The following is a 23121-nucleotide window of genomic DNA, read 5'->3' as shown; positions in this document are numbered from 1 at the left end:
AACAGTTGACTTAACGGGTGTCGGCGGCATTCGCCGCCCTTACAACATCCACTCGATCGGCAGCCAGCCGGCCACGGTGAGAACGATGCGTTTTACCCAGCCGGCGCCGGGTTCTTGCTGGTGCACCTCGGTGTGGCCGTCTTCGAAGGCTTCGTTCCACACCATTTTACCCTTGGGCGTCAATGTCGGCCGATAGGCGGCGTACTCGAGCGGGCCATCAAACAGTTGGCGGGTGTCGGCCGCCAGCGTCGGGCTGTCGATCAAAAAGCCCATTTCGCAGTTCAGGTGCGCCGAGCGCGGATCGAAATTGAACGAACCGATAAACACCCGTTTGTCATCGATGGCGAAGGTTTTCGCGTGCAGCGCCGCGCCGGACAGCCCCAGCGGTTTGAGCTCCTTGCGCCCCGTCGGTTGGCCGGCGCGCAATTTCAGCTCGAACAGCTCGACGCCCGCCTTCAGCAGCTCACGTCGGTATTTGGCGTAGCCGGCATGGACCACCAGCACGTCGGTGGTGTTCATCGCGTTGGTCAGCACACGGATGGATTTCCCCTGTTTGGCAAGCGATTCAAAAAAGCTCGCCCCTTCCCGGCCCGGCACGAAATAGGCGGAAACCAGCTCCAACTGCTGGTTGACGCCGCCGATGATCTTGCCCAGCTGCGTCACCATCAAACGATCGCGCGACGCTTTGCCCAATCCCTTCGCCGGATCGTCGGCCACCAGCTCGACCTGGGTGAATTCCGGCTGCACGGCACCATCGCGAAAGCGCACTGCACTGGTTTCCAGCTGCACCGCCAGTTTGCGAGCCCGGTCACTGCTTTCGGTCGCGGTGGCCTGCGTCAGGAAAGCAGAAAGATTGCCTTTGCCTCGGATAATTTGCTCAACGCCAAACACCGAAGCACTGTTCCAGTAGCGATCGAAGACCTCGGCGGTTTCCGCCACCACGTTACCGACGCTCAACACGTCGAGATCGAGGAAATAGTTTTCGTCGCCGACCTGGAAATACTCGTCGCCGATGTTGCGGCCACCGATGATCGCCACAGCGCCATCGACGATATAAGACTTGTTATGCATGCGCCGGTTCATGCGCATAAAGTCAAAGGCGTAGCCGGCCAACTTCGGCGTGCGCACGGTTGATGGGTTGAACAGACGAATCTCGACGTTTTCCTGGGCGTTCAGCGCCGCCAGGGTCTCGTCCATCGCGACGCCGTTATCGTCCAAGAGCAGCCGCACGCGCACGCCGCGCTGGGCGGCGTCATACAGGGTTTTCAGCAGGATCTGCCCGGAGGTATCGTTATGCCAGATGTAATACTGGGCGTCGATCGACCTTTCCGCCATTCGCGCCAGCGCCAGGCGGCTGGCGAATGCATCGTGGCCGCTGACCAGCGGCACCACGCCGCTCAGGCCGGGATGCGCCACCATCAGTTCGGCGGCTCGCGCCGGCAATAGCGCGGCAGGATCCGCCGGCAACGCCGCCTGCGGCAGACGCTGCGAAATATCCGGCAAACGAAAGAGGACTCTTGCCGCAATAATGGCGATCGTCACGGCGAGAATCAGATACACGACAATTTTTATCACGGGACGCGGCCTCGGAAGTTGACTGCTTTGCTTTATACGTCATTAGGTTGCTTCAATCTATAGGAGAAGCGCGCTATGCCATAAGGCTATAGCGTAAAGCGCGAAGGCGAAACGCCAAACAGTTTTTTGAACGCCACCGAATAGGCGCTGTGACTCTCGTAACCGCTTTCGAAGGCGGCGTGGATGATCGAGTTGCCGGCCAGCAGCAGCGGAATGGACGACAGCAGCCGCAGGCGTTGTTTCCACTGGCCGAAGGTGATGCCGGTTTGTTGGCTGAAATGGCGTTGAAAGGTCTTTACGCTGATCGACAGTGAATCGGCCCAGGCCTCAATACCGCGTTCGTCGGCCGGCGTGATGACCAACTGCCGGCAAATTTCGGCCATTCTCGCCTCTACCGGCCAAGGCAGATGCAGCGCCAGCTGCGGCTGCAGGCTCAGCTCCTCCAGGAACAACGCTCTGAGCAGCGCATTGCGTTTGGTCTCCGCCCCTTCAGGCGCCAGCGTCGCCAACTGGGCGATCAGTTCTCGCAACAGCGGTGAAACCTGTAATACGCCGTCGCGCAGCGGCAAACGCGCGGCGGTGATTTCATCGACCAAAATCCCGTAAACGCAGATGTTGCTCTGCATGACGATCTGATGTTCTACCCCCGGCCGCAACCAAACCGCGGTGGTGGGCGGCACGATCCAGCGACCGCTGCTCGCCTCGACCGCCATAACGCCCTGTTGCGAATAGAGCAAATGACAGCGTTTATGCGAGTGGTAAGGAATGACGAAGCCCGCCGGATAGTGTTTCACCAGCCCCGTCACCTCGAACGAGGAATTTTCGTGGCTGCTGAGGTCAATGCGTTTCGTTTCGGCGTTGTCGACTTCGAATCCCATGATCGTTTGTCCCTTTTGATAACGCGAATGTCTTTTATTTGATAGAGGGAGCGCATGATCCTCCATATAGTGACGTTCTCGCAAGCCACACCAGGGGCCTTATGCGAAGAAACTCACTATTTACACCAAAATTTCATCGTTCTGCGTAAAACGGAGGCGATGACGTTGCGCATGCGCTGCGCGATGGCGGCTCGTTGCGGGGGCGACGCGGCCGAAAGTGATGGAGAGGGAAAGCGCGGTGGCATAATCAGGAGGTGTACGCATCAATCAGCAGGTAGCTCGGCCTGGGGGACGGCTTACTGCTGAAGGGATAAGGAGAGCGCCTAGGCTCTCCTCCATCCAACGTTGTTATCTCATCAGCGGGCCAACTCGGCGCCGTCCAGCTCGGAAATCGCCAGACAAATCACTTCCGTGATGGCCTGTACCGTATAAGCGGTATTGGCAGGAATGATCAACATCTCATGGGGTTGCAACGTCTGATCGTCAACCTTCAGTTCACCGCTCAGCACCATCAGTTTCACCCAGCCTGGATGAAAACGCGCCGGTTGCCGGCTGCCCGCATCCAGCTTCAGCAACGCCGTATGGCCAGGCGTCTCCCGTTTCAAAATGTGAAAGTGTACCCCATCGTAAGGCATGTTTTCGTAATGCAGTGACGCCAGTGTTCTCTTATGCATGGTAAGTGTCCTCGTGACCGGTGAGTAGCTGCTCCGCCTTCGGTCGCCGTAGAAACGATTGGCGGCTGTCCCTACCGAAAGCACAGGCTCGCAGCCTCTTGGCGAACGGATTAACTGTCGTACTTGCAGCGGCCCGATCGACCGCCGTTTCATGCCTAACCTGCCTCAGGCATGCTAATAAATATATAAGAGCCTCGCCGACGGCGCAAAAAACCGCTGCAACGTTGAGCGCATTACGGTGTTAATCCGTAGCCGGAAAGATTATCCAGCAGCCCGATCAGTGAATCGCGCCGGGCGGTAGCCGCGAGGAATGGCGGGATTAACGCCGTGCAGCAGCTCGTCGCTGACCAGCCGACCCAGCGTCGGAGCGCACATCACGGCCGGATGCATCACCGCCACATAGAGACAGGTGGCGCCCAGCGGCCCGAGGATGGGATAACCGTCGCGCGGCCTGGGGCGCAGCCCCACCGAACACGTCTGCAGCTGCAATGGCGCCGAGCCGTGCAGGCGGCTTTGAATCGCCGATTGCGCGTCCTCTTCCACGTGTTTGACATTGCCGCCAGCGGGATAATCCTCCGCCGCGAGCAGATCGCCATTTTGCGCATGACGCACTTCGATGTCGTCGCCCGCAATCAGCGTGTTCACCGCCTGCGCCGCCGCGTGATAGCGCAACAAAATTGCCGGCGACGCCTCGATCGGCAACGAGAATTCGCTGCCGTCCAGCAGCACCGAGATCCCCGTACCGCAGGCGAGCACGACCCGTTCGGCGGCGATCGCGCCCTCATCGGTAACGATGCCGGTTATCTGCCCACCGGCTTCGCGCAGAAATCCGCTGACCGCACGTCCCAGAAGCAACTCGCCGCCCAACGCGCCTACCCGTTCGAGCAGCCGCTGTGTTACCTCTTGCGGATCGACCGCGCCATCGCGCGCCGCAAAATAGGCCTGGCTATCGGGCCGCCCGAGCGCCGGCTCCAGCGCCATTACCTCGGCGGAGGACAGACGCCGATTGTCGGGGTTTTGCGTCGCCGGCGCCTGACCATAGCTGAGCGCGCCGGACCAATTCACCCACAATTCCGGGATCTCCTGCGTCAGCCGCACCCAGTCAGCCACGATCTCGCGCCGCAGAAACGCGTCGGGAGCGCCGTCAGGTACGCCTTCGCTGATCCAGCCGAACGAGCTGCCTGTGGCCCCCGCCGCGGGATACGCCTGCTCAACGACGATAACGCGCTGCCCCTGACGCGCAAGATGATAGGCGATCGATGCCCCGACAATCCCGGCGCCCACGATAATAATGCGTGATGATGTTCCATTCATTAATGATGCCCGTGCCTCATTTCAAATGTTGTCGCCAAAGCAGCCATGCCGCCAGACAGGCTACCCCGCCGCCGCAGGCCAGCACGGCGTAAGACGCGCCCCAACTGTGGGTGGTATCCATCACCACGCCAAAGGATAACGGGGCGAACGAACCGATGCCGAACCCCAGCAACGATCGCCAGCCCATCACGCTGCCAAGCTGTTGCGGCGGCACGTTGTCCGCCATCGCAGCCGACAGCACGCCGGAGTCGCCGAGGATGAAGAAACTGCCGATGCTGACGAGCAGCAGCGTCCAGCCCGGCCCCCAGTCCGCCGACCACCCCATCAAAAGCGAACCCAATGCGCCGGCGGCGCCCATAAACATCAGCACCGACGCGCGATTGAAATAGTCCGAAACGGTGCCGACAATCAATGTAGCCACCATGCCGGCCAGGTGGATCACCGCCGCGACGATCAATCCGGCGCTGAGCGGATCCAGAGAGAAGCCGCTCAACGCCTCGCTGACCAGGCTGGGCGCCCAGGCCCAGTTGCCGAGCAGCTCCCAGCTGTGGGCGATATACCCGATCAGCAACAGCAGGGTCGCATAGGTGATAGCATAGCTTTCACGTTTCGTCTTCCTCCCCAGCGTGCGCGGTTGCGGTTCCCGATAACCGACCAGGGCCAACGATCCCGCCAACGCTCCCAGTAACGCACCGGCGGCGCACAGAGAAAACGCCACGCCGGCGCCCCAGCGCATGGCGCTCCAACCGGCGATGAAAACCGACAGAAAATACCCCAGCGAACTGGCCGCCAGCACCATGCCGATGGCATAACCGCGCCGCGCCGGACCGTTCATCCCCATCGCCAACAGCAGCGCCGGCGTATAAGCCCCGCCCTGCGTCAAACCGACGAAGGCCATCAACACCAACGCGCCGAGATAAGAATGGGCAAATACGGCGAACAGCATCAACGCAGCGGCGCCCAGCCACGAGAACAGCAGATAAACCCGGCGGGCGCCCAACGAATCACACCACCAGGAGGCCACCAGCAGCGCCAGGGCGTTGGTCAGGCTGAACACTGTCTGCACCGTGCCGGCCGAAGCGGCGTCGAGCTGCCACTCGCTCCTGATGGTCGGCAGCGCGCCGGCGAACATCATGGTGCCCAGGCAGAGGCCTGCCCGGCTTACGCAAAGCAGAAAGAAAGCTCGCATCTCAGCGCCACCTCCCTGTCCATCGATGGGTGAGGATGACTCGACTAACACGGATAACTGACGGGACGAAACTTAACATGGCGCACTCGGCAACGCGGGAAGGATGCGCCATAATAGTGAGCAAAATCAACGGCTGACAAACGATCTTTCGTCCCTCATTTGGTTGAGCTAAACTCAACCTATGAAAAAAGTTCACTCCCTGCCACACCTGTCCGCATTCGAAGCCGCCGCCCGTCTGGGCAGCTTCAGCGCCGCTGCGGATGAGCTGTTTCTCACCACGGGCGCAATTAGCCGCCATATTCGCAGCCTGGAAGAACAGCTGGGGATCACGCTGTTTTATCGCGCGCACAAGTCCGTGCGGCTGACGCCGGCCGGTGAGAATTTTTCGCGCACCGCGTCTCGGGTGATAAGCGAATTGTTTGCAGCGGAAAGCGCGCTGAAAGCGAGCGCCGGCCGGCAGCGGCTGGTAGTGCACAGCCTGCCGACGTTTACCATGCACTGGCTGATGCCAAAGCTGGCGGCATTCAATGAGATACATCCGGGGATCGCGGTTGATATCACCACCAGCACCGGCGCCGTCGATCGCAATACGCCGTTTGACGTGGCGATCCGGCGCGATCCCGCGCACTTCTCCGGGCTGAAGGCGATCCCTTTCCTGCAGGAAGACAGCTTGCTGGTCTGCAGCCAGAGCTATTTGCGCGCCATGCCGGTCAGTGCGCCGGACAAGCTTGGCGAGCATACCGCCATCCGCATTCGCGCCCGGGAAGATTTATGGCACAGCTGGCTGAATACCTACCCGACGGCGCTGGACGCCTCACCGCCGCCGCTCACGCTCGACCATACCTTCGCCGCCATTCAGGCGGCCGAAGACGGCCTGGGGCTGGCCGTCGTACCTTACCTGTTCTGCGCCAAACATCTGTCGTCCGGTCGGCTGGTGTCGCCTTTCCCGGCGTTGACTATCCGAACCGGCGTTTACTCCCTGCTGCTGCGCGATCGGGACGATGAGATCGTGAGAAAATTCGCCGCCTGGCTGCAGACGTTCCAGGCCTAAGCGCCGTATTGGAAGCGCACCGCGTTAACGGTATTCTCAGGCGTGGAGCGTCAGCCCTTTTATCGCCTTATCCACCGCTTTCTTCGGCCCGCGCAGCGCCAGGCCGACCAAATCCAGATTGTCCGCGTTTTCAGCGAGAAAAACCTGCCGGTTGGCTTCATCGTGCCCGGTCGAGAACATGGCGTGCACATAGGGGATCAGCGTCAATTCCCGTTCCAGCCCTTTACGATGCGCATTTTGCAGGCCCGGCAGATCCGCGGCGAAAATCAGCATCGGCTGCCCGGAAATGCCGCCGTAGCGTCTGCCTTGCGCGTCCACGTAACGCTCGCCGATGATCTCCGGGGCCGCAGCGGCGATGCCCGTCGCCAGAAAGGCCACCACGTTCAGCCGCTGCCAGGTTTGCAGATCGTCACGCACGATAAACGCTATCTTGGTATCAAACATGTTTCGCTTTACTCCGTTGTGCTGTTAAAAGCACATCATCGGCGATGAGCGAGTCAGCGGTATAGAACGTTTGTGCACTGGCGTTGATAGGCCGCCGGCGATAAACGGTAGGCGCGCCGGAACCAGCGGCCCAAATGACTCTGGTCGGCAAAGCCTACCTGCATGGCGACCTGCGCCGGCTCTTCCCCCTGCGCCAGTAACAGTCGCGCGGCACGCAGCCTCAACCGGATCAGGTAAGCATGCGGCGACTGGCCGAAAGCGCGGGTGAATTGGCGAGTCAGACGGAAACGATCCAGGCCGCACTGAAGCGCAAGTTCCTCCAGACTGGGATTATCCGCCATGTGCTCGTGCAAGTAGTCCCGTAAACGATTCATCTCAATCAAAGCGTCATCGCTTTGGGACGTTGGCCTGACGCGTATATGCCGCGCCAAAAGCGTCAGCAGTTGGTCCAGGCTTTGATCGCGCGCCAGCCGGCCTTCCCTCTGATGCAACGCAAAAAAAGCCTGTTGTATCGCGGTCGCCAGCATCGGATCGTCGGTCAACGTGCTGTGAAAGGCGCCTTCCAGCACTGAGGCGTCCCCTAATCCGCGGCGCTGCATCGCGTCGGAGACCCAGCGCTGCGGCAGATAAAGCATCGCATAGGTAAACCCTTCGGCCTGCGGCGCATGGCCATCGTGCACCGCGCCCGGCTCGATCAGCATGGCGCGCCCCGGTCGGCTGGTATGCAGCGAGCGGTGGCAATTGAAACGCTGCAAGCCCTGCTGCGTGACGCCCACCAGCATTTCATCATGATCGTGAGGATCGTAGGCATGCCCCTGAAAGTGGGCGTTGACGCTCTCAATACCGGTTTCGTCATCGCGCCGCAGTTCGAGCCAGTCGGTATGTTGATGATTTGACGCCATGCAATAAATCCGGAGTTCTGCTCACAGGAAAAGAAAAAACAGCTTACCCTGAGACCGCCACCGTTGCACGCTCACAGCTCGCAGATGGCATAAGTCCCCTTTCCGGCCGATTTCGCCTGATACATTGCGCCGTCGGCGCGGGTCAGCAGCATCTCCTCCGTCACATCGCCGCGTGGGGAAATGGCCGCGCCGATGCTGGCGGAAAGCCGTACCTTCTGCGGCCCGATCTGCGTAATTTTGGCCAGTTGCGCCAACACATTTTCGCAAAATTCGCTGACTTCGCGCCGCGGATCCGTCAACGGCCACAGGATCACCGTGAACTCGTCACCGGCCAGGCGCGAGACGCTGTGGTGCTCGCCGGCGCAGGCGCTGAGCAATGTGGCGAATGTCTTCAGAATCGCGTCGCCGAAGTCATGACCATAGCTGTCGTTAAGGGTTTTGAACCCGTCGAGATCGATAAACAACAGCGCCATCTGCCGCTGATGGCAACAGGCCTGCAGCGTGCCCGACAACCGGCGCAGAAACGCGCGGCGATTGGTCAATCCGGTCAGCATGTCGTGGGTTGCGTCATATTCCAGCCGCTGCTGCAGCCGCTTCAACTCGGTAATGTCCATCGACAGAATGTAAAACCCCTGCGCTTCACACGGCACCAGCGTGGTGTGGATCATCAGCAACCCCTTCTGGGTCTGGAGCTCATTCTCGAAACTCACCATTTCGCCCGCGAGGGCCCGTTCGATCATCGGTTTTGCTATCCGATAAACGCTTTCCCCCATGAAATCGCGCACCGTCATTTCTCTGAGACTGGCCTCCTCCAGCCCGAACCAGGTTTTGTAGGCGCTGTTGGCGAACAGGTAGCGTTCATTGCCGTCGATCTGGCTGATTAAGGCCGGCATGTTGTCGGTAATGGCGCGCAAACGCTCCTTCTCCGCACTGAGCTGACATTCGGCGAGCACCCGGGTTTCAATCTCTTCGTTGAGTTTCTTGACGACCACATTCAGCTCTCGCGTGCGGATTTCGACGCGTTGTTCCAGCTCGTGTTGCAGAGCGAACAGATCGGCCTCCGCCGCCTTGCGCTCGCTGATATCGACGATAACCGAGATGAAATGGTCCGGCTTGCCGTTAGGCAGCCGGTTTAACGCCACCGTCAGCTGCACCCAGATGATCGAGCCGTCGGCGCGGAAGTAACGTTTCTCCAGCGAGTAAGTGCTGATCTCGTTTCTCAGCAGCTGCTGCAGTTTTTCCAGATCGGTGTTGAGATCGAGCGGATAGGTAATGTCCTGAAAGGTGCGATCCATCAGCTCGCGCTCGGAATAGCGCAACATTTCGCAGATGCGCGGATTGACCCGCAGCCAATACCCCTGCAGCGACACCAGCGCCATCCCTACCGCCGCCTGGGCGAAGGTCTGTTCGAACAGGGCTTCCGAGCGTTGCAGATTGGACTTCAGGTTTTCGGTATAGACGTGGCGTTCAATGCTCTGCAAATACTCCTCCACCACGGCAGCGAAATCGTGCAGGTCAGCCAGTTGTTCCGGGGAAAACGGCTGCGGCTGGCTGTCGATAATGCACAGGGTACCGAGCGGCAACCCGTCGAGCGACAGCAGTGGCTGCCCGACGTAAAAACCGATCCGCGGCCCGCCAATCACCAGCGGATTATCGAAAAAGCGCGGGTCTTTGGCGGTATCGGGCACCACCAGCGCTTCGCGTTGCAAGATAGCATGGCCGCAAAACGAGATATTGCGCGGCGTTTCCCGGGCATCCAGACCGTAACGCGATAAAAACCATTGGCGATCCCGGTCGATCAGCGACACCAGCGCGATGGTCACGCCGAAGTATTTCGCCGCCAACCGCGTGATGCGATCCAGTTTTTCCACCGAGTTTGAATCCAGCACGTTCAGCGAATGCAATACCGACAGGCGTTCGGCTTCGTTTTCGGGGAAGCAGGGTTCGAGCATGTTGTCTCCCATTGTGTCACCGACGGACCCGGCATAGCCGCGTGAGTCCGTTCAGCGTTTCCGTCGATTAGCGGCAAATATCCTTGTCCATCATAGACTCACTCAGTATCAATCCGATTGCGCATTCTCGCCAGCTTTGCCAGGCGTTGCGTTTGTCACCGCGCTGCGCTACAGTCGTTCACAAGGTGATGGTGTCCCACCTTTCCCAACCGCCGCGTTCGCTCGAACCGGATGATGACGCCTGATATACAACTTCGCTTTATTTTTTAGGCAGGTATGTCAGGAGTCGCTATGAATGAAATCTCACGCTTTACCCCTTTTCCACCCCAGCCCGATGCCGACGCGCGGGAAATGCCGCTGTACGTTTTCGGCCATAAAAATCCCGACAGCGACAGCATCTGCAGCGCGCTGGTGGTCGCGGACTGGCTCAATCACCTCGGCAAACCGGCCGTCGCTTTCCGCCTTGGCGAACTGACGCCGGAAACCCGCTACATACTGGCCGCCGCCGGCGTACAAGCGCCTCCGCTGCTGAAAGGCGATCTCCGTGACCGTAAAGTCTGGCTGGTCGATTTTACCGACGTCGAACAAGGGCCGGCCTCATTGCCCGACAGCGATGTGGTCGGCGTTATCGACCATCACCGGCTGGGCACGTTAATCACCCGCAACCCGCCCGATGTCTGGGTTCGCGCCGTCGGCTGTTGCGCCACCGTGATCCTGCAGATCCTGGCGGCGGAAAGGCCGATGCCGCTTTCCGCCGCCCAGGCCACGCTGCTGCTGGGCGCCATTTTGAGCGATACCGTCGCGCTGAGCGCGCCGACCGCCACCGAACAGGATCGGCTGGCGGTCTCGCGGTTGCGCGCAATTTCTCATGTCGACTATGACGCCTTCACCGCCGGGCTGCTCGCCGCCAAAACCGATCTCTCGGGGCAATCCGCCGCGCAGTTGCTGCACCGCGACGCCAAGAATTACCGCATCCAGAGCGTCTCGCTGCTGCTGTCGCAGATAGAAGTGCGGACCATGAGCGACATCGATCCGCTGTTGCCCGCACTGCAACAGGCGCTTGAACACGCGAAGCAGGAAGCCGGGCTGGAGATGGCCGCGCTATTGGTCACCGATATCACCTGCCGTCGCTCCACTCTGTATTTCTCGCCGAACCGGGTGCTCGACATTCGTCAGGTGTCTCTGCCCGGCATGACGAGCCGGAAAAAAGAGGTTTTACCGTGGTTAACCCGCCAGATCGCTAACGCAGGGAGATAAGTCATGCCGCTCTACCAACATGCTTTACTGCTGGTACAGGATGAACGCGACGGCCGGCTGCTGTTGCATCATGCCGAACGCCTCAATCAGCAGATGAATACGCGCATTACCGTGGCGCACATCAGCGCCGACTATGCCGAGCTGGACTACCTCAGCGATTCGCTGACCAAAGATCGCCAGTCCAGCGAGGTGATCGCCGCCAAGGCCATGCTCAGCCGTCTGGTGGAGGACTGCTCAATCCCCCTGGAGGTGCGCGCAATTGTCAGTATCCATCGCTTCAAAGACGTCGAAGCCCTGATTGCCCGCGAAGGCGTCGATCTGTTGCTGTTAGGCCATCAGAACCGTCCGTTCGGCGTCTTTTCCTCCTTCGGCTTCGAGTTCATTAACCATTTGTCCATCGACGTGCTGATAAAGCATGTGCCAACTCCCTAGAATGAGGTGACTACCCATGAGCTATGAGATTGAAAGCGTAACCGCCAGAGAAATCCTGGATTCGCGCGGCAACCCGACCGTCGAAGTCGAAATGAGCGCGGCGGGCGTCGTGGCCCGGGCTTCGGTCCCCTCCGGCGCCAGCACCGGGTCGCGCGAGGCGGTGGAGCACCGCGACGGCGATCCGCACCGTTTCGGCGGCAAAGGCGTACTGGAGGCGGTGCACAGCGTCAAAACGGCGATCAATGAGGCGCTGCGCGGGGTGGATGTGCGCCAACAAGAGGAGATTGACCGCCGGCTGATCGCGCTGGACGGCAGCGAGAACAAGAGCCGATTGGGGGCCAACGCCCTGCTCGGCGTTTCTCTGGCCGCCGCCCGCCTCGCGGCGCAATTGTCGCAGTTGCCGCTGTATCGTTATCTGGGCGGCATCGGCGCCAACCTGCTGCCGGTGCCCTGCATGAATATCATTAACGGCGGCGTGCACGCCCGTTGGCAAGGGGCGGACTTTCAGGAGTTTATGATAGCCCCTCTGGGCGCGCCGTCGCTGCGCGAGGCCGTGCGCTGGGGCAGTGAAGTCTATCAGGCGCTGCGCCAAATCCTGTTGGAACAAGGCCTGTCGGTCGGCGTCGGCGACGAAGGCGGTTTCGCGCCGGCGGTCGCCTCAAACCGCCAGCCGCTGGAGCTGATCGTGCAGGCGATAGAGAAAGCCGGCTACCGACCGGGAGAAGATATCGCTATCTGCATGGATCCGGCCTCGAGTGAATTCTACGCCGACGGCAAATACCGCCTGCGCAGCGAGAACCTCGAGTTGGACGCAACCCAGATGACGGCCTATTACCAGCGGCTGGTACAGGATTTCCCCATTGTGCTGATTGAAGATGGCTTGGCCGAGGACGATTGGGCCGGCTGGCGTATTCTGAGCGACGCCCTGGGCGACCAGGTGGAGCTGGTCGGTGACGATCTGTTCGTCACCAATGTGAAATATATCCAGCGCGGGATTGATGAACGGTTGGCTAATGCCGCGCTGATCAAGCTGAACCAGATCGGCACCCTGAGCGAAACCTTCGCCGCCGTGCAGCTTTGCCAGGCAAACGGCTGGGGCGCCTTTATCTCGCACCGCAGCGGCGAAACCGTCGACAGCTTTATCGCCGATATGACGGTTGCGATGCGAGCCGGCCATGTGAAAACCGGCGCGCCGTGCCGCGGCGAGCGCATCGAAAAATACAATCAGCTGATGCGCATTGAGGACCAATTGGGCACCGCGGCGGTATATGCCGGGCGCTCCGCCTTTAAACGCCGCTAATCTGTGCAGGCCGGCCACGCACCGGCCAACTTTTCATTTTTGACCTGGCATAACCCCGCCACGCCGGATTCCAGCAAGGTAAGTCGGGTCGCCAGCAATGCTTCTCGCTGTTCATTCAGCGTGACCAACATCCGCTCGATTTCCGCCAGACGGGTCTCGACGCCCTGTATCAACCCATCCTCATAAGCGCTGCCCTGCAGCGCCAGCACACGTTGGATCGCCTGCAGCGAAAAACCCAGATTCTGGCCGATTTGGATCAGGTGCAGCCGCTCCAGCGCGCTTTCGCTATACACCCGATATCCGTTAACGCCGCGCACCGCTTTGGGCAGCAGGCCCTGCTGCTCGTAGTAGCGTATCGCCGAGGCAGCCACGCCGGCCCGTTCCGCCAATTCTCCGATCTTCATGCCCTATTGACCTTAAAGTTAACTTTAAACCTAGTATAGCGCCATTCCCCCTGCGACAGGAGCGCAAACCCGATGTTTACCCCACTGACACTGCCCAACGGCAGCCGCCTGACCAACCGTTTGGCCAAAGCCGCGTTGGAAGAAAATTTGGCCGATGAAGGCCAACTGCCTGGCCCCGCGCTATGGCGCTTGTATCGCCACTGGGGTATCGGCGGCGCCGGTCTTATCATCACCGGCAACGTGATGATCGACGGCCGTGCCATGACCGGACCCGGCGGCGTTGTGCTGGAACAGGATACGCCGCTCGCCTCGTTCGAAACCTGGGCCAAGGCCGCGCGCCAGGAAGGCGCGCAGGTTTGGATGCAGCTCAGCCACCCGGGCCGCCAGGTAATGGCCGACATGGGCGGCAACGCCTGGGCGCCCTCCGCCATTCCGATGGCCATGGGTAAGTACAGTAAAGCGTTCGCGCAGCCGGAAGCCATGAGCGAAGCGCAGATTGCCGAGGTGATCGCCCGCTTTGCCGCCAGCGCGCACGCCGCCGAACGGGCCGGGTTTACCGGCGTGCAGATCCACGCGGCGCATGGCTACCTGATCTCTCAGTTTTTGTCGCCGTTGGCCAACCAGCGCAGCGATCGTTGGGGGGGCGAGCTGGCAAATCGCGCCCGCCTGCTGCTGGAGGTGGTACGCGCGGTGCGCAAGCGGGTCTCGCCAGGTTTTTGCGTGGCGGTAAAGCTCAATTCCGCCGATTTTCAGCGCGGCGGCTTTTCGCCGGACGAAGCCCGGCAGGTGTTGCTGATGCTCAACGAACTGCCGGTCGATCTGGTGGAGTTATCGGGCGGGAGCTATGAAAGCCCGGCGATGCAGGGCGAAACGGCAGACGACAGTACCCTGGCGCGTGAAGCTTATTTTCTGACCTTCGCCCGCGATCTCGCCGCAGTAGCCCGCATGCCGGTGATGACCACCGGCGGCATCACCCGCCCGACGGTGGCGCAACGGGTGCTGAACAGCGGCGTCGCGGTGGTCGGCATCGCCACCGCCATGGCGGAAATTCCCGATCTGCCGCGCCGCTGGCAAACCGGCGAAGCCCCTCATGCGCTGCCCGCGCCGGTAAAATGGCGCGACAAAACGCTGACGCTGCTCGCCCGCATGGCGCTGATCAAGCGCCGCATGCACGCTCTGAGCCGCGATCGGACGCGCAACGTGCGTTACTCCCCGCTGTGGTCGCTGCTCATCGATCGGTGGCGCACCCGCCGCACTCTGCGGCGCTATCATGCCTGGTTACAGCAACGTTAATGACCGCGGCGCCGGCAGACATGCCGGCACCGCACAAAAATCCCGCTGTTTTGATCGCGCTACGTAAAATCTGCAAGAAATCACCACTCTGGATACTGCGCTTTTAACGCTCGACCGCTTATATTCATCACAAATTTTGTGTATATAACCGCTATAGGACTTAAGGTGGTGAATAGATGAAAATAAGCCGCTATTTTCTATTTATGTTATTAATCGGAAATTCACCTTAATAATAAATGCATTAAAGAAGCAGCCAAAGGAAAGCAGAAAAGGATTTTTACGCAATGTTAAAGAAATGTTGTTTTCTGCCGGCAAAACCAACGGTCAACAAATCAACAACATATTGATGAGCCTAAGAAAAAACTAAACAATTCAAAACAAAATCGGCTATTGAGTCCCAGGCGAAAAAGCCATATATTGGTCGCGCTTTTCACAAGGCAGTTACTTTTCTAATTCATTAATTCAATCGTTGCGTCTTGAGACCTTCGGTTGTAGGAGAGATATGATGACGGATAAAGTCCGTATTGATACTTTAGTTGCAAACTCATTAAACGGAAACAATGAAACCTATTTGGCGCGTCAAGCCGAATTTGAGTCGAATGTTAGGAGTTATCCGCGCAAATTGCCGTTGGCAATTGCGAAAGCCCAGGGCGTTTGGATCACTGATGTTGAGAATAATCAATATCTTGATTGCCTGGCCGGGGCGGGAACGTTGGCTCTTGGACATAATCACCCCGACGTCCTGCAAAGCATCCAAAATGTCATTACCAGCGGCTTGCCGTTACATACTCTCGATCTCACGACCCCGTTGAAAGATCGTTTCTCCGATTACCTGCTCTCTCTGTTGCCTGGCGAAGGCAAAGAGTATTGCCTGCAGTTCTGCGGCCCGTCCGGCGCCGATGCGGTGGAAGCCGCGCTGAAGCTGGCGAAAAAGCACACCGGCCGTTCCGGCGTGATCAGCTTCTCCGGCGGCTACCACGGCATGACCCACGGCGCGCTGTCGGTCACCGGCAACCTGTCGCCGAAGGCGGCGATCAACGGCATGATGCCGGAAGTGCAGTTCATGCCTTATCCGCATGAATACCGCTGCCCGCTGGGCATCGGCGGTGAAGCCGGCGTCAAGGCGCTGACCTACTACTTCGACAACCTGATCAACGACGTGGAAAGCGGCGTGCGTAAACCGGCTGCGGTGATCCTGGAAGCCGTTCAGGGCGAAGGCGGGGTTAACCCTGCGCCGGCCGAGTGGCTGCAGCGCATCCGCAAAGTGACCCAGGAACACGGCATTCTGCTGATCATCGACGAAGTTCAGGCCGGTTTCGCCCGTACGGGCAAGCTGTTCGCCTTCGAACACGCGGGCATCGAGCCGGACATCATCGTGATGTCGAAAGCGGTCGGCGGCGGCTTGCCGCTCGCGGTGCTGGGCATCAAAAAAGAGTTCGACGCCTGGGAACCGGGCCACCACACCGGCACCTTCCGCGGCAACCAGCTGGCGATGGCCACCGGCCTGACCACCCTGCAGTACCTGAAAGAGCATAAGGTCGCCGACAAAGTGGCCGCTCAGGGCGAGTGGCTGAAAGGCAAGCTGGCCGAGCTGCAGAAACGTTATCCGGTGATCGGCCACGTCCGCGGTCTGGGCCTGATGATCGGCATCGAGATCGTCAAGCCGAACGAGGCGCAGGATCACATGGGCTGCTACCCTGCCGATGGCGAGCTGTCCGCGCTGCTGCAGAAAAAATGCTTCGAATCCGGCTTGATCCTGGAGCGCGGCGGGCGCAATGGCTGCGTGCTGCGCCTGCTGCCTTCCCTGCTGATCACCAATGATGAGCTGGGTATTTTCCTGGATAAATTTGAGCAGGCGCTGTTGGCCGCCGGCGTCAAGCCAGTCTGAGTGGAGCGAATGACCGCGATGTCCAAGTTAAACCCGATTCTGGCTTCCTCGGCGCACAGCGCCGAGGCTTACCGCCAGGCGATCGCGCAGAGCAGTGAAGCCGTCGTGCAGTGGCTGCAACAGCCCGAGATGTATCAGGGCAAAAGCGTTGCCGAACTGCGCGAGCGCATCCAGCTCGACTTCACCCCGCAAGGCCTGGGTAACCAGGCGGCGATCGAGCGCGCCATCGAGTACTTTTTGAAAGACAGCCTGTCGGTGCACCACCCGCAGTGCGTGGCGCACCTGCACTGCCCGAGCCTGGTGATTAGCCAGGCCGCCGAAGTGCTGATCAACGCCACCAACCAAAGCATGGACTCCTGGGATCAGAGCCCGTCGGCCACGCTGATCGAAATGAAATTGATCGAGTGGCTGCGCGCCCAGGTCGGTTACCAGCCCGGCGACGCCGGGGTATTCACCAGCGGCGGCACCCAGAGCAACCTGATGGGGCTGATGCTGGCGCGCGATGCGTTCTTCGCGCGTCAGGGCCACTCCGTGCAGCAGGACGGTCTGGTGGGCGATCTGCGCAAGCTGAAAGTGTTCTGTTCTGAAAACGCCCACTTCTCGGTGCAGAAGAACATGGCGCTGATGGGCCTCGGCTACCAGTCCGTCACGCTGGTGAAAACCGATCGCTTCGCCCGCATGGACGTGAACGATCTGGCGGAAAAACTGGCGCAGGCCAAAGCTAACGGCGAGCAGGTGATGGCGATCGTCGCCACCGCCGGCACCACCGATGCCGGCGCGATCGACCCGCTGCGCGATATCGCGCGGCTGGCGGCGGAGCAGCAGATTTGGGTGCACGTGGATGCGGCCTGGGGCGGCGCGCTGCTGCTCTCCGAGCAGTACCGCGACTACCTGGACGGCCTGGAGTTGGTGGACTCTATCACCCTGGACTTCCACAAGCAGTTCTTCCAGACCATCAGCTGCGGCGCCTTCCTGTTGAAAGACGCGCGCCACTACGAGCTGATGCGCTATCAGGCGGCCTACCTGAACTCCGAATTCGACGAAGCGCAAGGCGTGCCGAACCTGGTCTCCAAATCGCTGCAGACCACCCGCCGCTTCGATGCGTTGAAGCTGTGGATGGGGCTGGAAGCGCTGGGGCAGAAGCAATACGCCGAGATCATCGATCACGGCGTCACGCTGGCGCAACAGGTGGCGCGTTACATCGCCGACCAGGAATCACTGGAACTGGTGATGCAGCCGCAGCTGGCCAGCGTGCTGTTCCGTTACCGTCCGGCGCAGCTGGCGGCGAAAGGCGACGCGGCGGTCGCCCTGTTCAACCAGCGCATCGGTGACGCCTTGCTGGAATCGGGCCGCGCCAACGTCGGCGTGACCGAGTTCGATGGCGTGACCTGCCTGAAAATGACGCTGCTGAACCCAATCGTGACGCTGGAAGACATCAAGCTGTTGCTGGCGCTGGTCGAGAAAACCGCGCAGCAGCTGCCGGCGTAACGTCGTCCCCCTGCCTGTAAAGCCGATAACGTTTGTTATCGGCTTTTTTATTGCTCATCAATCGCAGGAGACGCAGCGTTTACGCTGATATACTGCAGCCAACGCCTTCCCTTATTTCCAGCGCCACAGGATAAACGCATGACCGACCCGGATTTCAACCTGCTGATCGCGCTCGACGCGCTGCTGACGGCGGGCAGCGTTGCCGGCGCGGCGCGCCGTCTCGGTTTAAGCACCTCGGCGATGAGCCGTACCCTCAGCCGACTGCGCGCGGCCACCGGCGATCCGCTGCTGGTGCGCGCCGGCCGTCATATGGTGCTGACGCCCTATGCCGAAACGCTGTGCGAGCGGGCGCGGCACGCGACGTTCGAAGCGCGCGCTGTGTTGCGCCCGGCGCAGGGAGCATTGGATCCCGCCGCGCTGGATCGTACCTTCACGCTGCGCGCCAACGACGGCTTCGTCGAGGCCTTCGGCCCGGCGCTGATCGCCGCCGCTGCCGAACAGGCGCCGCGGGTGCGGTTGCGCTTTGCGCCCAAGCCGGAGAAAAGCGACCGCCCCCTGCGTGAAGGTCTGGTCGATCTGGAGATCGGCGTGCTGGGTGACATGGGCCCGGAAATCCGCCTGCAGGCGCTGTTCCGCGATCGCTTCGTCGGCGTGATGAGAACCGCACATCCGCTGGCGCAGCAGCGCGAGATCGGCGCCGCCGACTACGCCGCCTGCGGCCACGTGGTGGCCTCGCGCAGCGGGCGCATCCTCGGGCCGGTAGACGCCGCGCTGGCGGAGCTGGGGCTGGCACGCCATATCGCCGCCGTGGTGCCGAGCTTTCCCGCCGCGCTGGCGGTGGCGCAAGCCTCGAACCTGTTGGCGTTGCTGCCCGCCTCTTTCCTGCAGGCTCAACCTGCCGATGGCCCGCTGCGCGTCTTCGAGCTGCCGGTAAGAACGCCGCCCATCACCGTCTCGCAGATGTGGCATCCGCGCCTGGACGCCGAGGCGGATCACCGCTGGCTGCGGCAGCTACTGCTGACGGTCTGCCGCCAACGCGTGCAGGAACCGCTTTGCGAATAGTGACAATGTCACTAAATTTTGCCCTGCGGACGTCGAGTGGTCCAGCCGACGGCAAAACCCCCATAGCCTGAGGGTTGTTCCCCCTCGCGCGATGGGAGAACATAGCATTCACGATGCCTGACTCAGTGAAATGCCCATGACGCTTCCCCCTCTCTGGCCGGTGTTCGACGGCCATAACGATCTGCTGCTCAACCTGTGGCTACAGCATGACGACGATCCGGTCGCCGCCTTTTATTCCCGCGTCACGCCGGGCCACCTCGATTTCTCCCGCATGCAGCGCGGCGGATTCTGCGGCGGGCTGTTCGCGGTATTTATTCCCCCGGTCAGCTATATCGCCCAGATGCGTAATCAAACGCCGGAGGAGGCGCAGGCCGCCTTCGATCCGCTGGCGATCGCCGAACGGCAGATCGCTATCCTTTATCAGCTGGAACAGGCTTCTCAGGGGCGGCTGCGCATCTGCCGCACCGCCGCCGAGATAGAACAGTGCCGCCTCAACCGGCAAATGGCCGCGGTGCTGCATATCGAAGGCGCCGGCATGATCGATGCGGAGCTGACGCAGTTGGAGGCCTTCTACCGGCTGGGCGTGCGCAGCATCGGGCCATTCTGGAATCTGCCGAACGCCTTCGGCACCGGCGTCAGCGGGCCGTTCCCCGGCTCCCCCGATACCGGCCCCGGCCTGACGCCGGCCGGCGAGGCGCTGATCCGCGCCTGCAACCAGCGCCGCATCATGATCGACGTCTCGCACATGAACGAGAAAACCTTCTGGCAAACCGCCGCGCTGAGCCGCGCACCGCTGGTCGCCACCCACTCCAACGTCCACGCCCTCTGCCCGCAGCCGCGCAACCTGACCGACGCACAGTTGGAGGCCATCGCCCAGAGCGGCGGGATAGTCGGCGTCAATTTCGGCACCGCCTTCCTGCGCGCTGACGGTAAACGTGACAGTGCAACGACAGACCTAACAGAAATTGTTAAACACGTTGAGTATTTGATCGCTAAACTTGGTGAAGATCGCGTGGGATTTGGCTCTGATTTTGACGGGGTCAACGTACCGCAACCGTTAGAGGACGCCGCAGGCCTACCGCGCCTGACGCAAGCGCTGGCGCAGGCCGGGTTCGATAACCGGCTGCTGGAGAAGCTGACCTGGCGCAACTGGCTGAACGTGCTCGCCGCCACCTGGGGTGAATAACCCGGTTACGCTTTAAAGGTTGCGATCTTCGTCACATTTCGCCAACATTGGGCCGGCCTAATGCGAATCTTTCTCATTGGCTTCGAACTATCACGATGCATGCAAAGGAGCACCGCTATGACTACCTGGACTAAACCTGAGTTTGTTGACCTGCGTCTGGGGCTGGAAGTGACGCTGTACATTTCCAACCGTTAATCGCCCGTCTGCCCGCCTTTCGCGCGGGCATTTCTTTCCTTCTTTTTCTGGTTCAGACATGCAGATAAAAGTTCTCGGCTCGGCGGCGGGCGGCGGCTTTCCCCAGTGGAATTGCAACTGCGATAACTGCCGGGGCGTTCGCAGCCACAGCATCAACGCCACGCGCCGCACGCAGTCTTCCATCGCCGTCAGCGACGACGGTAAAAACTGGGTACTGTGCAACGTTTCCCCGGACATTTGCCATCAGCTGCTGGCCTCGCCCGAATTGAACAATCCCGACGTGCTGCGCGGCACCGGTATCGGCGCGATCGTGCTGACCGACAGCCAGATCGATCACAGCGCGGGCTTGCTCAATTTGCGTGAGGGCTGCCCGCACCACGTCTGGTGCACCCCTGAAGTGCATGACGATCTCAGCACCGGCTTCCCGGTGTTTCCCATGCTCTCTCACTGGAACGGCGGGTTGATTCACCACCCGGTGACGCCCGGCGAACCTTTTCACACGGCGGTCTGCCCGAACGTACGCTTTACCGCCATTCCATTGCTCAGCAACGCGCCGCCCTATTCGCCGTACCGCGATCGCCCACTGCCGGGCCACAATGTGGCGCTGTTCATCGAAGATATCGCGCGCGGGGTCGGCCTGCTGTATGCGCCGGGCCTCGGTGAACCGGACGAAGCACTGATGCCCTGGCTGCGCCGCGCCGACTGCCTGCTGATCGACGGCACGCTGTGGCGCGACAACGAGCTGGCCAACGCCGGCGTGGGGCGCAACACCGGCAAGGACATGGGGCACCTGGCGCTGGCGGAAGAGCACGGGCTGGCGGCCCTGCTCAGCACCTTGCCCGCCAAACGCAAGATCCTGATCCACATTAACAATACCAACCCGATCCTCAATGAAGACTCGGCAGAGCGGCAAAGTCTGACCGCCGCCGGCATCGAAGTGAGCTGGGACGGCATGAACATCGAACTGTAGGGAATCGCCATGACGCAACCACGCCCCCTGACGCCGCAGGCATTTGAAGCGGCGCTGCGCGCCAAAGGCGCTTATTACCACATCCACCACCCGTACCACATCGCAATGCACAACGGCGAAGCGACGCGTGAGCAGATCCAGGGCTGGGTGGCCAACCGTTTCTACTATCAGACCAGCATTCCGATCAAGGATGCGGCGATCATGGCCAACTGCCCGCAGCCGGACACTCGCCGTAAATGGGTGCAGCGCATTCTGGATCACGACGGCTACGGCGGCAGTGAAGGCGGCATCGAGGCCTGGCTGCGCCTCGGCGAGGCCGTCGGCCTGCAGCGCGACGCCCTGCTTTCTGAACAGCTGGTGCTGCCCGGCGTGCGCTTTGCGGTGGACGCCTACGTCAACTTCGCGCGCCGCGCCTGCTGGCAGGAAGCCGCCTGCAGCTCGCTGACCGAACTGTTCGCGCCGCAGATCCACCAGTCGCGCCTCGACAGCTGGCCGCAACACTACCCATGGATCGACGCTGCCGGTTACGACTATTTCCGCAGCCGCCTCGGCCAGGCCAACCGCGACGTGGAACACGGCCTGGCGCTGGCGCTGGACTATTGCGATACCGTTGAAAAGCAGCAGCGCATGCTGGAAATCCTGCAGTTCAAGCTGGACATTCTGTGGAGCATGCTGGACGCCATGAGCATGGCCTACACCCTGAACCGCCCGCCTTACCACAGCGTGACCGCCGCGCGGGTCTGGCACAACCAGAGGCTGGTGTAATGACGCTGAATCCTGAACACACCCCCGTCTTCCGCCGTGGCTACCGCCTGCAATGGGAGCCGGTGCAAAACAGCCACGTGATCCTCTACCCGGAAGGCATGGCCAAGCTGAACGACAGCGCCGCCGCCATCTTGCAGCTGGTCGACGGCCACACCACGCTGAACGGCATCATTGCCCAGCTGAACGCCCGCTTCCCCGGCGCCGACGGGTTGGCGGACGACGTGCTGGAGTTTTTCCAGCGCGCCTACGAACAAAAATGGGTGACCTTCCGTGACTGAACCACGTGCGCCGGCGGTGAATCCGCCCCTCTGGCTGCTGGCGGAGCTGACCTACCGCTGCCCGCTGCAGTGTCCGTACTGCTCCAACCCGCTCGATTTTGCCGCGCAGGAAAAAGAGCTGACTACCGCGCAGTGGATAGAGGTGTTTCGCCAGGCGCGGGCGATGGGCAGCGTGCAGCTCGGCTTCTCCGGCGGCGAGCCGCTGGTGCGTAAAGACCTGCCCGAGCTGATCGCCGCCGCGCGCGATCTCGGGTTTTACACCAACCTGATCACCTCCGGCATCGGCCTGACCGAGAAAAAGCTGCAAACCTTCGCCGACGCCGGGCTGGATCATATTCAGATCAGTTTTCAGGCCAGCGACGAAACGTTGAACGCCGCGCTGGCGGGCTCCGCCAGGGCGTTTCAGCAGAAGCTGGCGATGGCCAGGGCAGTCAAGGCGCTCGGCTATCCGATGGTGCTCAACTTCGTGTTGCATCGCCATAATATCGGCCAGATCGACCGCATTATCGAACTGGCGATCCAGCTGGATGCCGACGACGTCGAGCTGGCGACCTGCCAGTTTTACGGCTGGGCGCACCTGAACCGCGAAGGGCTGCTGCCGACCCGCGAACAGATCGCCGAGGC

Annotated in this window: 23 protein-coding genes and 1 riboswitch; of the genes, 14 read left to right on the top strand and 9 right to left on the bottom strand. The window is 61.0% G+C overall.

The window, feature by feature from the left end; genetic code table 11:
• Positions 1 to 39 precede the first annotated feature (39 nt).
• From ACJ8IJ_RS00115 to ACJ8IJ_RS00095, 5 genes are all read right to left on the bottom strand, one after another.
• Positions 40 to 1575 carry a phospholipase D family protein gene (locus ACJ8IJ_RS00115; RefSeq protein WP_442518136.1) on the bottom strand — a complete coding sequence of 512 codons (1536 nt, stop codon included), beginning with the start codon at positions 1573 to 1575 and terminating at the stop codon, positions 40 to 42.
• Between the two features lie 86 nt (positions 1576 to 1661).
• Complete coding sequence (locus ACJ8IJ_RS00110) at positions 1662 to 2453, bottom strand: AraC family transcriptional regulator (protein ID WP_004937878.1); 792 nt, start codon at positions 2451 to 2453, stop codon at positions 1662 to 1664.
• Between the two features lie 356 nt (positions 2454 to 2809).
• Positions 2810 to 3127 carry a cupin domain-containing protein gene (locus ACJ8IJ_RS00105; RefSeq protein WP_015377878.1) on the bottom strand — a complete coding sequence of 106 codons (318 nt, stop codon included), beginning with the start codon at positions 3125 to 3127 and terminating at the stop codon, positions 2810 to 2812.
• Positions 3128 to 3388: 261 nt separating this feature from the next.
• Positions 3389 to 4441, bottom strand: coding sequence for an NAD(P)/FAD-dependent oxidoreductase (locus ACJ8IJ_RS00100; RefSeq protein ID WP_442518135.1), 1053 nt, complete (start codon positions 4439 to 4441; stop codon positions 3389 to 3391).
• A 16-nt stretch (positions 4442 to 4457) separates the two neighbouring features.
• Positions 4458 to 5630, bottom strand: a complete 1173-nt coding sequence (locus ACJ8IJ_RS00095; protein WP_230199802.1) for an MFS transporter — start codon at positions 5628 to 5630, stop codon at positions 4458 to 4460.
• Positions 5631 to 5811: 181 nt separating this feature from the next.
• Between ACJ8IJ_RS00095 and ACJ8IJ_RS00090 the strand changes: the two genes are divergently transcribed.
• Positions 5812 to 6681 carry a LysR substrate-binding domain-containing protein gene (locus tag ACJ8IJ_RS00090; RefSeq protein WP_261125468.1) on the top strand — a complete coding sequence of 290 codons (870 nt, stop codon included), beginning with the start codon at positions 5812 to 5814 and terminating at the stop codon, positions 6679 to 6681.
• Positions 6682 to 6717: 36 nt separating this feature from the next.
• On the opposite strand, the gene ACJ8IJ_RS00085 is transcribed toward ACJ8IJ_RS00090, so the two are convergent.
• From ACJ8IJ_RS00085 to ACJ8IJ_RS00075, 3 genes are all read right to left on the bottom strand, one after another.
• The gene (locus tag ACJ8IJ_RS00085; protein WP_021503689.1) at positions 6718 to 7125 is read right to left on the bottom strand and encodes a DUF2000 domain-containing protein; all 408 of its coding nucleotides are present in this window, start codon (positions 7123 to 7125) and stop codon (positions 6718 to 6720) included.
• A gap of 53 nt (positions 7126 to 7178) precedes the next feature.
• Positions 7179 to 8027 (bottom strand): AraC family transcriptional regulator, encoded by an 849-nt coding sequence (locus tag ACJ8IJ_RS00080; RefSeq protein ID WP_015377873.1) that lies wholly within the window; start codon positions 8025 to 8027, stop codon positions 7179 to 7181.
• A 71-nt stretch (positions 8028 to 8098) separates the two neighbouring features.
• Complete coding sequence (locus tag ACJ8IJ_RS00075; RefSeq protein WP_131164663.1) at positions 8099 to 9979, bottom strand: diguanylate cyclase domain-containing protein; 1881 nt, start codon at positions 9977 to 9979, stop codon at positions 8099 to 8101.
• Positions 9980 to 10154: 175 nt separating this feature from the next.
• A riboswitch (Fluoride riboswitch) is annotated at positions 10155 to 10230 on the top strand.
• A 40-nt stretch (positions 10231 to 10270) separates the two neighbouring features.
• Here ACJ8IJ_RS00075 and ACJ8IJ_RS00070 point away from each other — a divergent pair.
• Genes ACJ8IJ_RS00070 through eno form a run of 3 tightly spaced genes read left to right on the top strand, consistent with a single transcriptional unit; the run spans position 10271 to position 12968 of the window.
• Positions 10271 to 11236, top strand: coding sequence for a DHHA2 domain-containing protein (locus ACJ8IJ_RS00070; protein WP_442518134.1), 966 nt, complete (start codon positions 10271 to 10273; stop codon positions 11234 to 11236).
• Between the two features lie 3 nt (positions 11237 to 11239).
• Positions 11240 to 11668: a hypothetical protein gene (locus ACJ8IJ_RS00065; RefSeq protein WP_004937850.1), complete on the top strand. Its 429-nt coding sequence runs from the start codon at positions 11240 to 11242 to the stop codon at positions 11666 to 11668.
• Positions 11669 to 11684: 16 nt separating this feature from the next.
• Entirely contained in the window at positions 11685 to 12968 is a 1284-nt protein-coding gene (eno, locus tag ACJ8IJ_RS00060) for a phosphopyruvate hydratase (protein ID WP_275095940.1), read from the top strand.
• On the opposite strand, the gene ACJ8IJ_RS00055 is transcribed toward eno, so the two are convergent.
• Positions 12965 to 13372 (bottom strand): MerR family transcriptional regulator, encoded by a 408-nt coding sequence (locus tag ACJ8IJ_RS00055; RefSeq protein ID WP_004937845.1) that lies wholly within the window; start codon positions 13370 to 13372, stop codon positions 12965 to 12967. The two genes, eno and ACJ8IJ_RS00055, sit on opposite strands and share 4 nt — an antisense overlap.
• Before the next feature lie 72 nt (positions 13373 to 13444).
• On the opposite strand from ACJ8IJ_RS00055, the gene ACJ8IJ_RS00050 reads away from it, so the two are divergent.
• From ACJ8IJ_RS00050 to ACJ8IJ_RS00005, 10 genes are all read left to right on the top strand, one after another.
• Positions 13445 to 14665, top strand: a complete 1221-nt coding sequence (locus ACJ8IJ_RS00050; protein ID WP_004937842.1) for an NADH:flavin oxidoreductase/NADH oxidase family protein — start codon at positions 13445 to 13447, stop codon at positions 14663 to 14665.
• Positions 14666 to 15170: 505 nt separating this feature from the next.
• Complete coding sequence (locus ACJ8IJ_RS00045) at positions 15171 to 16553, top strand: diaminobutyrate--2-oxoglutarate transaminase (RefSeq protein WP_004937838.1); 1383 nt, start codon at positions 15171 to 15173, stop codon at positions 16551 to 16553.
• A gap of 18 nt (positions 16554 to 16571) precedes the next feature.
• Positions 16572 to 18041 carry a pyridoxal phosphate-dependent decarboxylase family protein gene (locus ACJ8IJ_RS00040; RefSeq protein WP_131164659.1) on the top strand — a complete coding sequence of 490 codons (1470 nt, stop codon included), beginning with the start codon at positions 16572 to 16574 and terminating at the stop codon, positions 18039 to 18041.
• 138 nt (positions 18042 to 18179) lie between these two features.
• Complete coding sequence (locus tag ACJ8IJ_RS00035; protein WP_442518133.1) at positions 18180 to 19103, top strand: LysR family transcriptional regulator; 924 nt, start codon at positions 18180 to 18182, stop codon at positions 19101 to 19103.
• A 136-nt stretch (positions 19104 to 19239) separates the two neighbouring features.
• On the top strand, positions 19240 to 20289 hold the full coding sequence (locus ACJ8IJ_RS00030; protein WP_442518132.1) for a dipeptidase: 1050 nt from the start codon (positions 19240 to 19242) through the stop codon (positions 20287 to 20289).
• Between the two features lie 117 nt (positions 20290 to 20406).
• Positions 20407 to 20484 (top strand): pyrroloquinoline quinone precursor peptide PqqA, encoded by a 78-nt coding sequence (gene pqqA / locus ACJ8IJ_RS00025; RefSeq protein ID WP_004937827.1) that lies wholly within the window; start codon positions 20407 to 20409, stop codon positions 20482 to 20484.
• A gap of 58 nt (positions 20485 to 20542) precedes the next feature.
• Positions 20543 to 21454 carry a pyrroloquinoline quinone biosynthesis protein PqqB gene (gene pqqB, locus ACJ8IJ_RS00020; protein WP_049188739.1) on the top strand — a complete coding sequence of 304 codons (912 nt, stop codon included), beginning with the start codon at positions 20543 to 20545 and terminating at the stop codon, positions 21452 to 21454.
• Between the two features lie 9 nt (positions 21455 to 21463).
• Positions 21464 to 22219 carry a pyrroloquinoline-quinone synthase PqqC gene (gene pqqC, locus ACJ8IJ_RS00015; RefSeq protein WP_015376769.1) on the top strand — a complete coding sequence of 252 codons (756 nt, stop codon included), beginning with the start codon at positions 21464 to 21466 and terminating at the stop codon, positions 22217 to 22219.
• Positions 22219 to 22497, top strand: a complete 279-nt coding sequence (gene pqqD / locus ACJ8IJ_RS00010; RefSeq protein ID WP_166445108.1) for a pyrroloquinoline quinone biosynthesis peptide chaperone PqqD — start codon at positions 22219 to 22221, stop codon at positions 22495 to 22497. Before pqqC ends, pqqD begins: the two co-directional genes overlap by 1 nt.
• A partial coding sequence (locus ACJ8IJ_RS00005) for a radical SAM protein (RefSeq protein ID WP_176329585.1) occupies positions 22490 to 23121 on the top strand: 632 nt, incomplete at its 3' end. The genes pqqD and ACJ8IJ_RS00005, both read left to right, overlap by 8 nt.

Source organism: Serratia sp. CY40230 (assembly GCF_052168835.1).
GTDB lineage: Bacteria > Pseudomonadota > Gammaproteobacteria > Enterobacterales > Enterobacteriaceae > Serratia > Serratia nematodiphila.
The sequence above is the reverse complement of the archived record's forward strand: the minus strand, read 5'-3'. Positions and strand labels throughout refer to the sequence as shown.

What these genes read in the sequence shown, in the direction of transcription:
- ACJ8IJ_RS00110 (WP_004937878.1), bottom strand. Translation starts at nt 2,453, where the DNA reads ATGGGATTCGAAGTCGACAACGCCGAAACGAAACGCATTGACCTCAGC.
- ACJ8IJ_RS00090 (WP_261125468.1), top strand. Translation starts at nt 5,812, where the DNA reads ATGAAAAAAGTTCACTCCCTGCCACACCTGTCCGCATTCGAAGCCGCC.
- pqqC (WP_015376769.1), top strand. Translation starts at nt 21,464, where the DNA reads ATGACGCAACCACGCCCCCTGACGCCGCAGGCATTTGAAGCGGCGCTG.
- ACJ8IJ_RS00050 (WP_004937842.1), top strand. Translation starts at nt 13,445, where the DNA reads ATGTTTACCCCACTGACACTGCCCAACGGCAGCCGCCTGACCAACCGT.
- ACJ8IJ_RS00070 (WP_442518134.1), top strand. Translation starts at nt 10,271, where the DNA reads ATGAATGAAATCTCACGCTTTACCCCTTTTCCACCCCAGCCCGATGCC.
- ACJ8IJ_RS00055 (WP_004937845.1), bottom strand. Translation starts at nt 13,372, where the DNA reads ATGAAGATCGGAGAATTGGCGGAACGGGCCGGCGTGGCTGCCTCGGCG.
- ACJ8IJ_RS00065 (WP_004937850.1), top strand. Translation starts at nt 11,240, where the DNA reads ATGCCGCTCTACCAACATGCTTTACTGCTGGTACAGGATGAACGCGAC.
- ACJ8IJ_RS00045 (WP_004937838.1), top strand. Translation starts at nt 15,171, where the DNA reads ATGACGGATAAAGTCCGTATTGATACTTTAGTTGCAAACTCATTAAAC.
- ACJ8IJ_RS00085 (WP_021503689.1), bottom strand. Translation starts at nt 7,125, where the DNA reads ATGTTTGATACCAAGATAGCGTTTATCGTGCGTGACGATCTGCAAACC.
- ACJ8IJ_RS00075 (WP_131164663.1), bottom strand. Translation starts at nt 9,979, where the DNA reads ATGCTCGAACCCTGCTTCCCCGAAAACGAAGCCGAACGCCTGTCGGTA.
- ACJ8IJ_RS00100 (WP_442518135.1), bottom strand. Translation starts at nt 4,441, where the DNA reads ATGAATGGAACATCATCACGCATTATTATCGTGGGCGCCGGGATTGTC.
- ACJ8IJ_RS00080 (WP_015377873.1), bottom strand. Translation starts at nt 8,027, where the DNA reads ATGGCGTCAAATCATCAACATACCGACTGGCTCGAACTGCGGCGCGAT.
- ACJ8IJ_RS00095 (WP_230199802.1), bottom strand. Translation starts at nt 5,630, where the DNA reads ATGCGAGCTTTCTTTCTGCTTTGCGTAAGCCGGGCAGGCCTCTGCCTG.
- ACJ8IJ_RS00035 (WP_442518133.1), top strand. Translation starts at nt 18,180, where the DNA reads ATGACCGACCCGGATTTCAACCTGCTGATCGCGCTCGACGCGCTGCTG.
- pqqB (WP_049188739.1), top strand. Translation starts at nt 20,543, where the DNA reads ATGCAGATAAAAGTTCTCGGCTCGGCGGCGGGCGGCGGCTTTCCCCAG.
- ACJ8IJ_RS00105 (WP_015377878.1), bottom strand. Translation starts at nt 3,127, where the DNA reads ATGCATAAGAGAACACTGGCGTCACTGCATTACGAAAACATGCCTTAC.
- ACJ8IJ_RS00030 (WP_442518132.1), top strand. Translation starts at nt 19,240, where the DNA reads ATGACGCTTCCCCCTCTCTGGCCGGTGTTCGACGGCCATAACGATCTG.
- eno (WP_275095940.1), top strand. Translation starts at nt 11,685, where the DNA reads ATGAGCTATGAGATTGAAAGCGTAACCGCCAGAGAAATCCTGGATTCG.
- ACJ8IJ_RS00040 (WP_131164659.1), top strand. Translation starts at nt 16,572, where the DNA reads ATGTCCAAGTTAAACCCGATTCTGGCTTCCTCGGCGCACAGCGCCGAG.
- pqqA (WP_004937827.1), top strand. Translation starts at nt 20,407, where the DNA reads ATGACTACCTGGACTAAACCTGAGTTTGTTGACCTGCGTCTGGGGCTG.
- pqqD (WP_166445108.1), top strand. Translation starts at nt 22,219, where the DNA reads ATGACGCTGAATCCTGAACACACCCCCGTCTTCCGCCGTGGCTACCGC.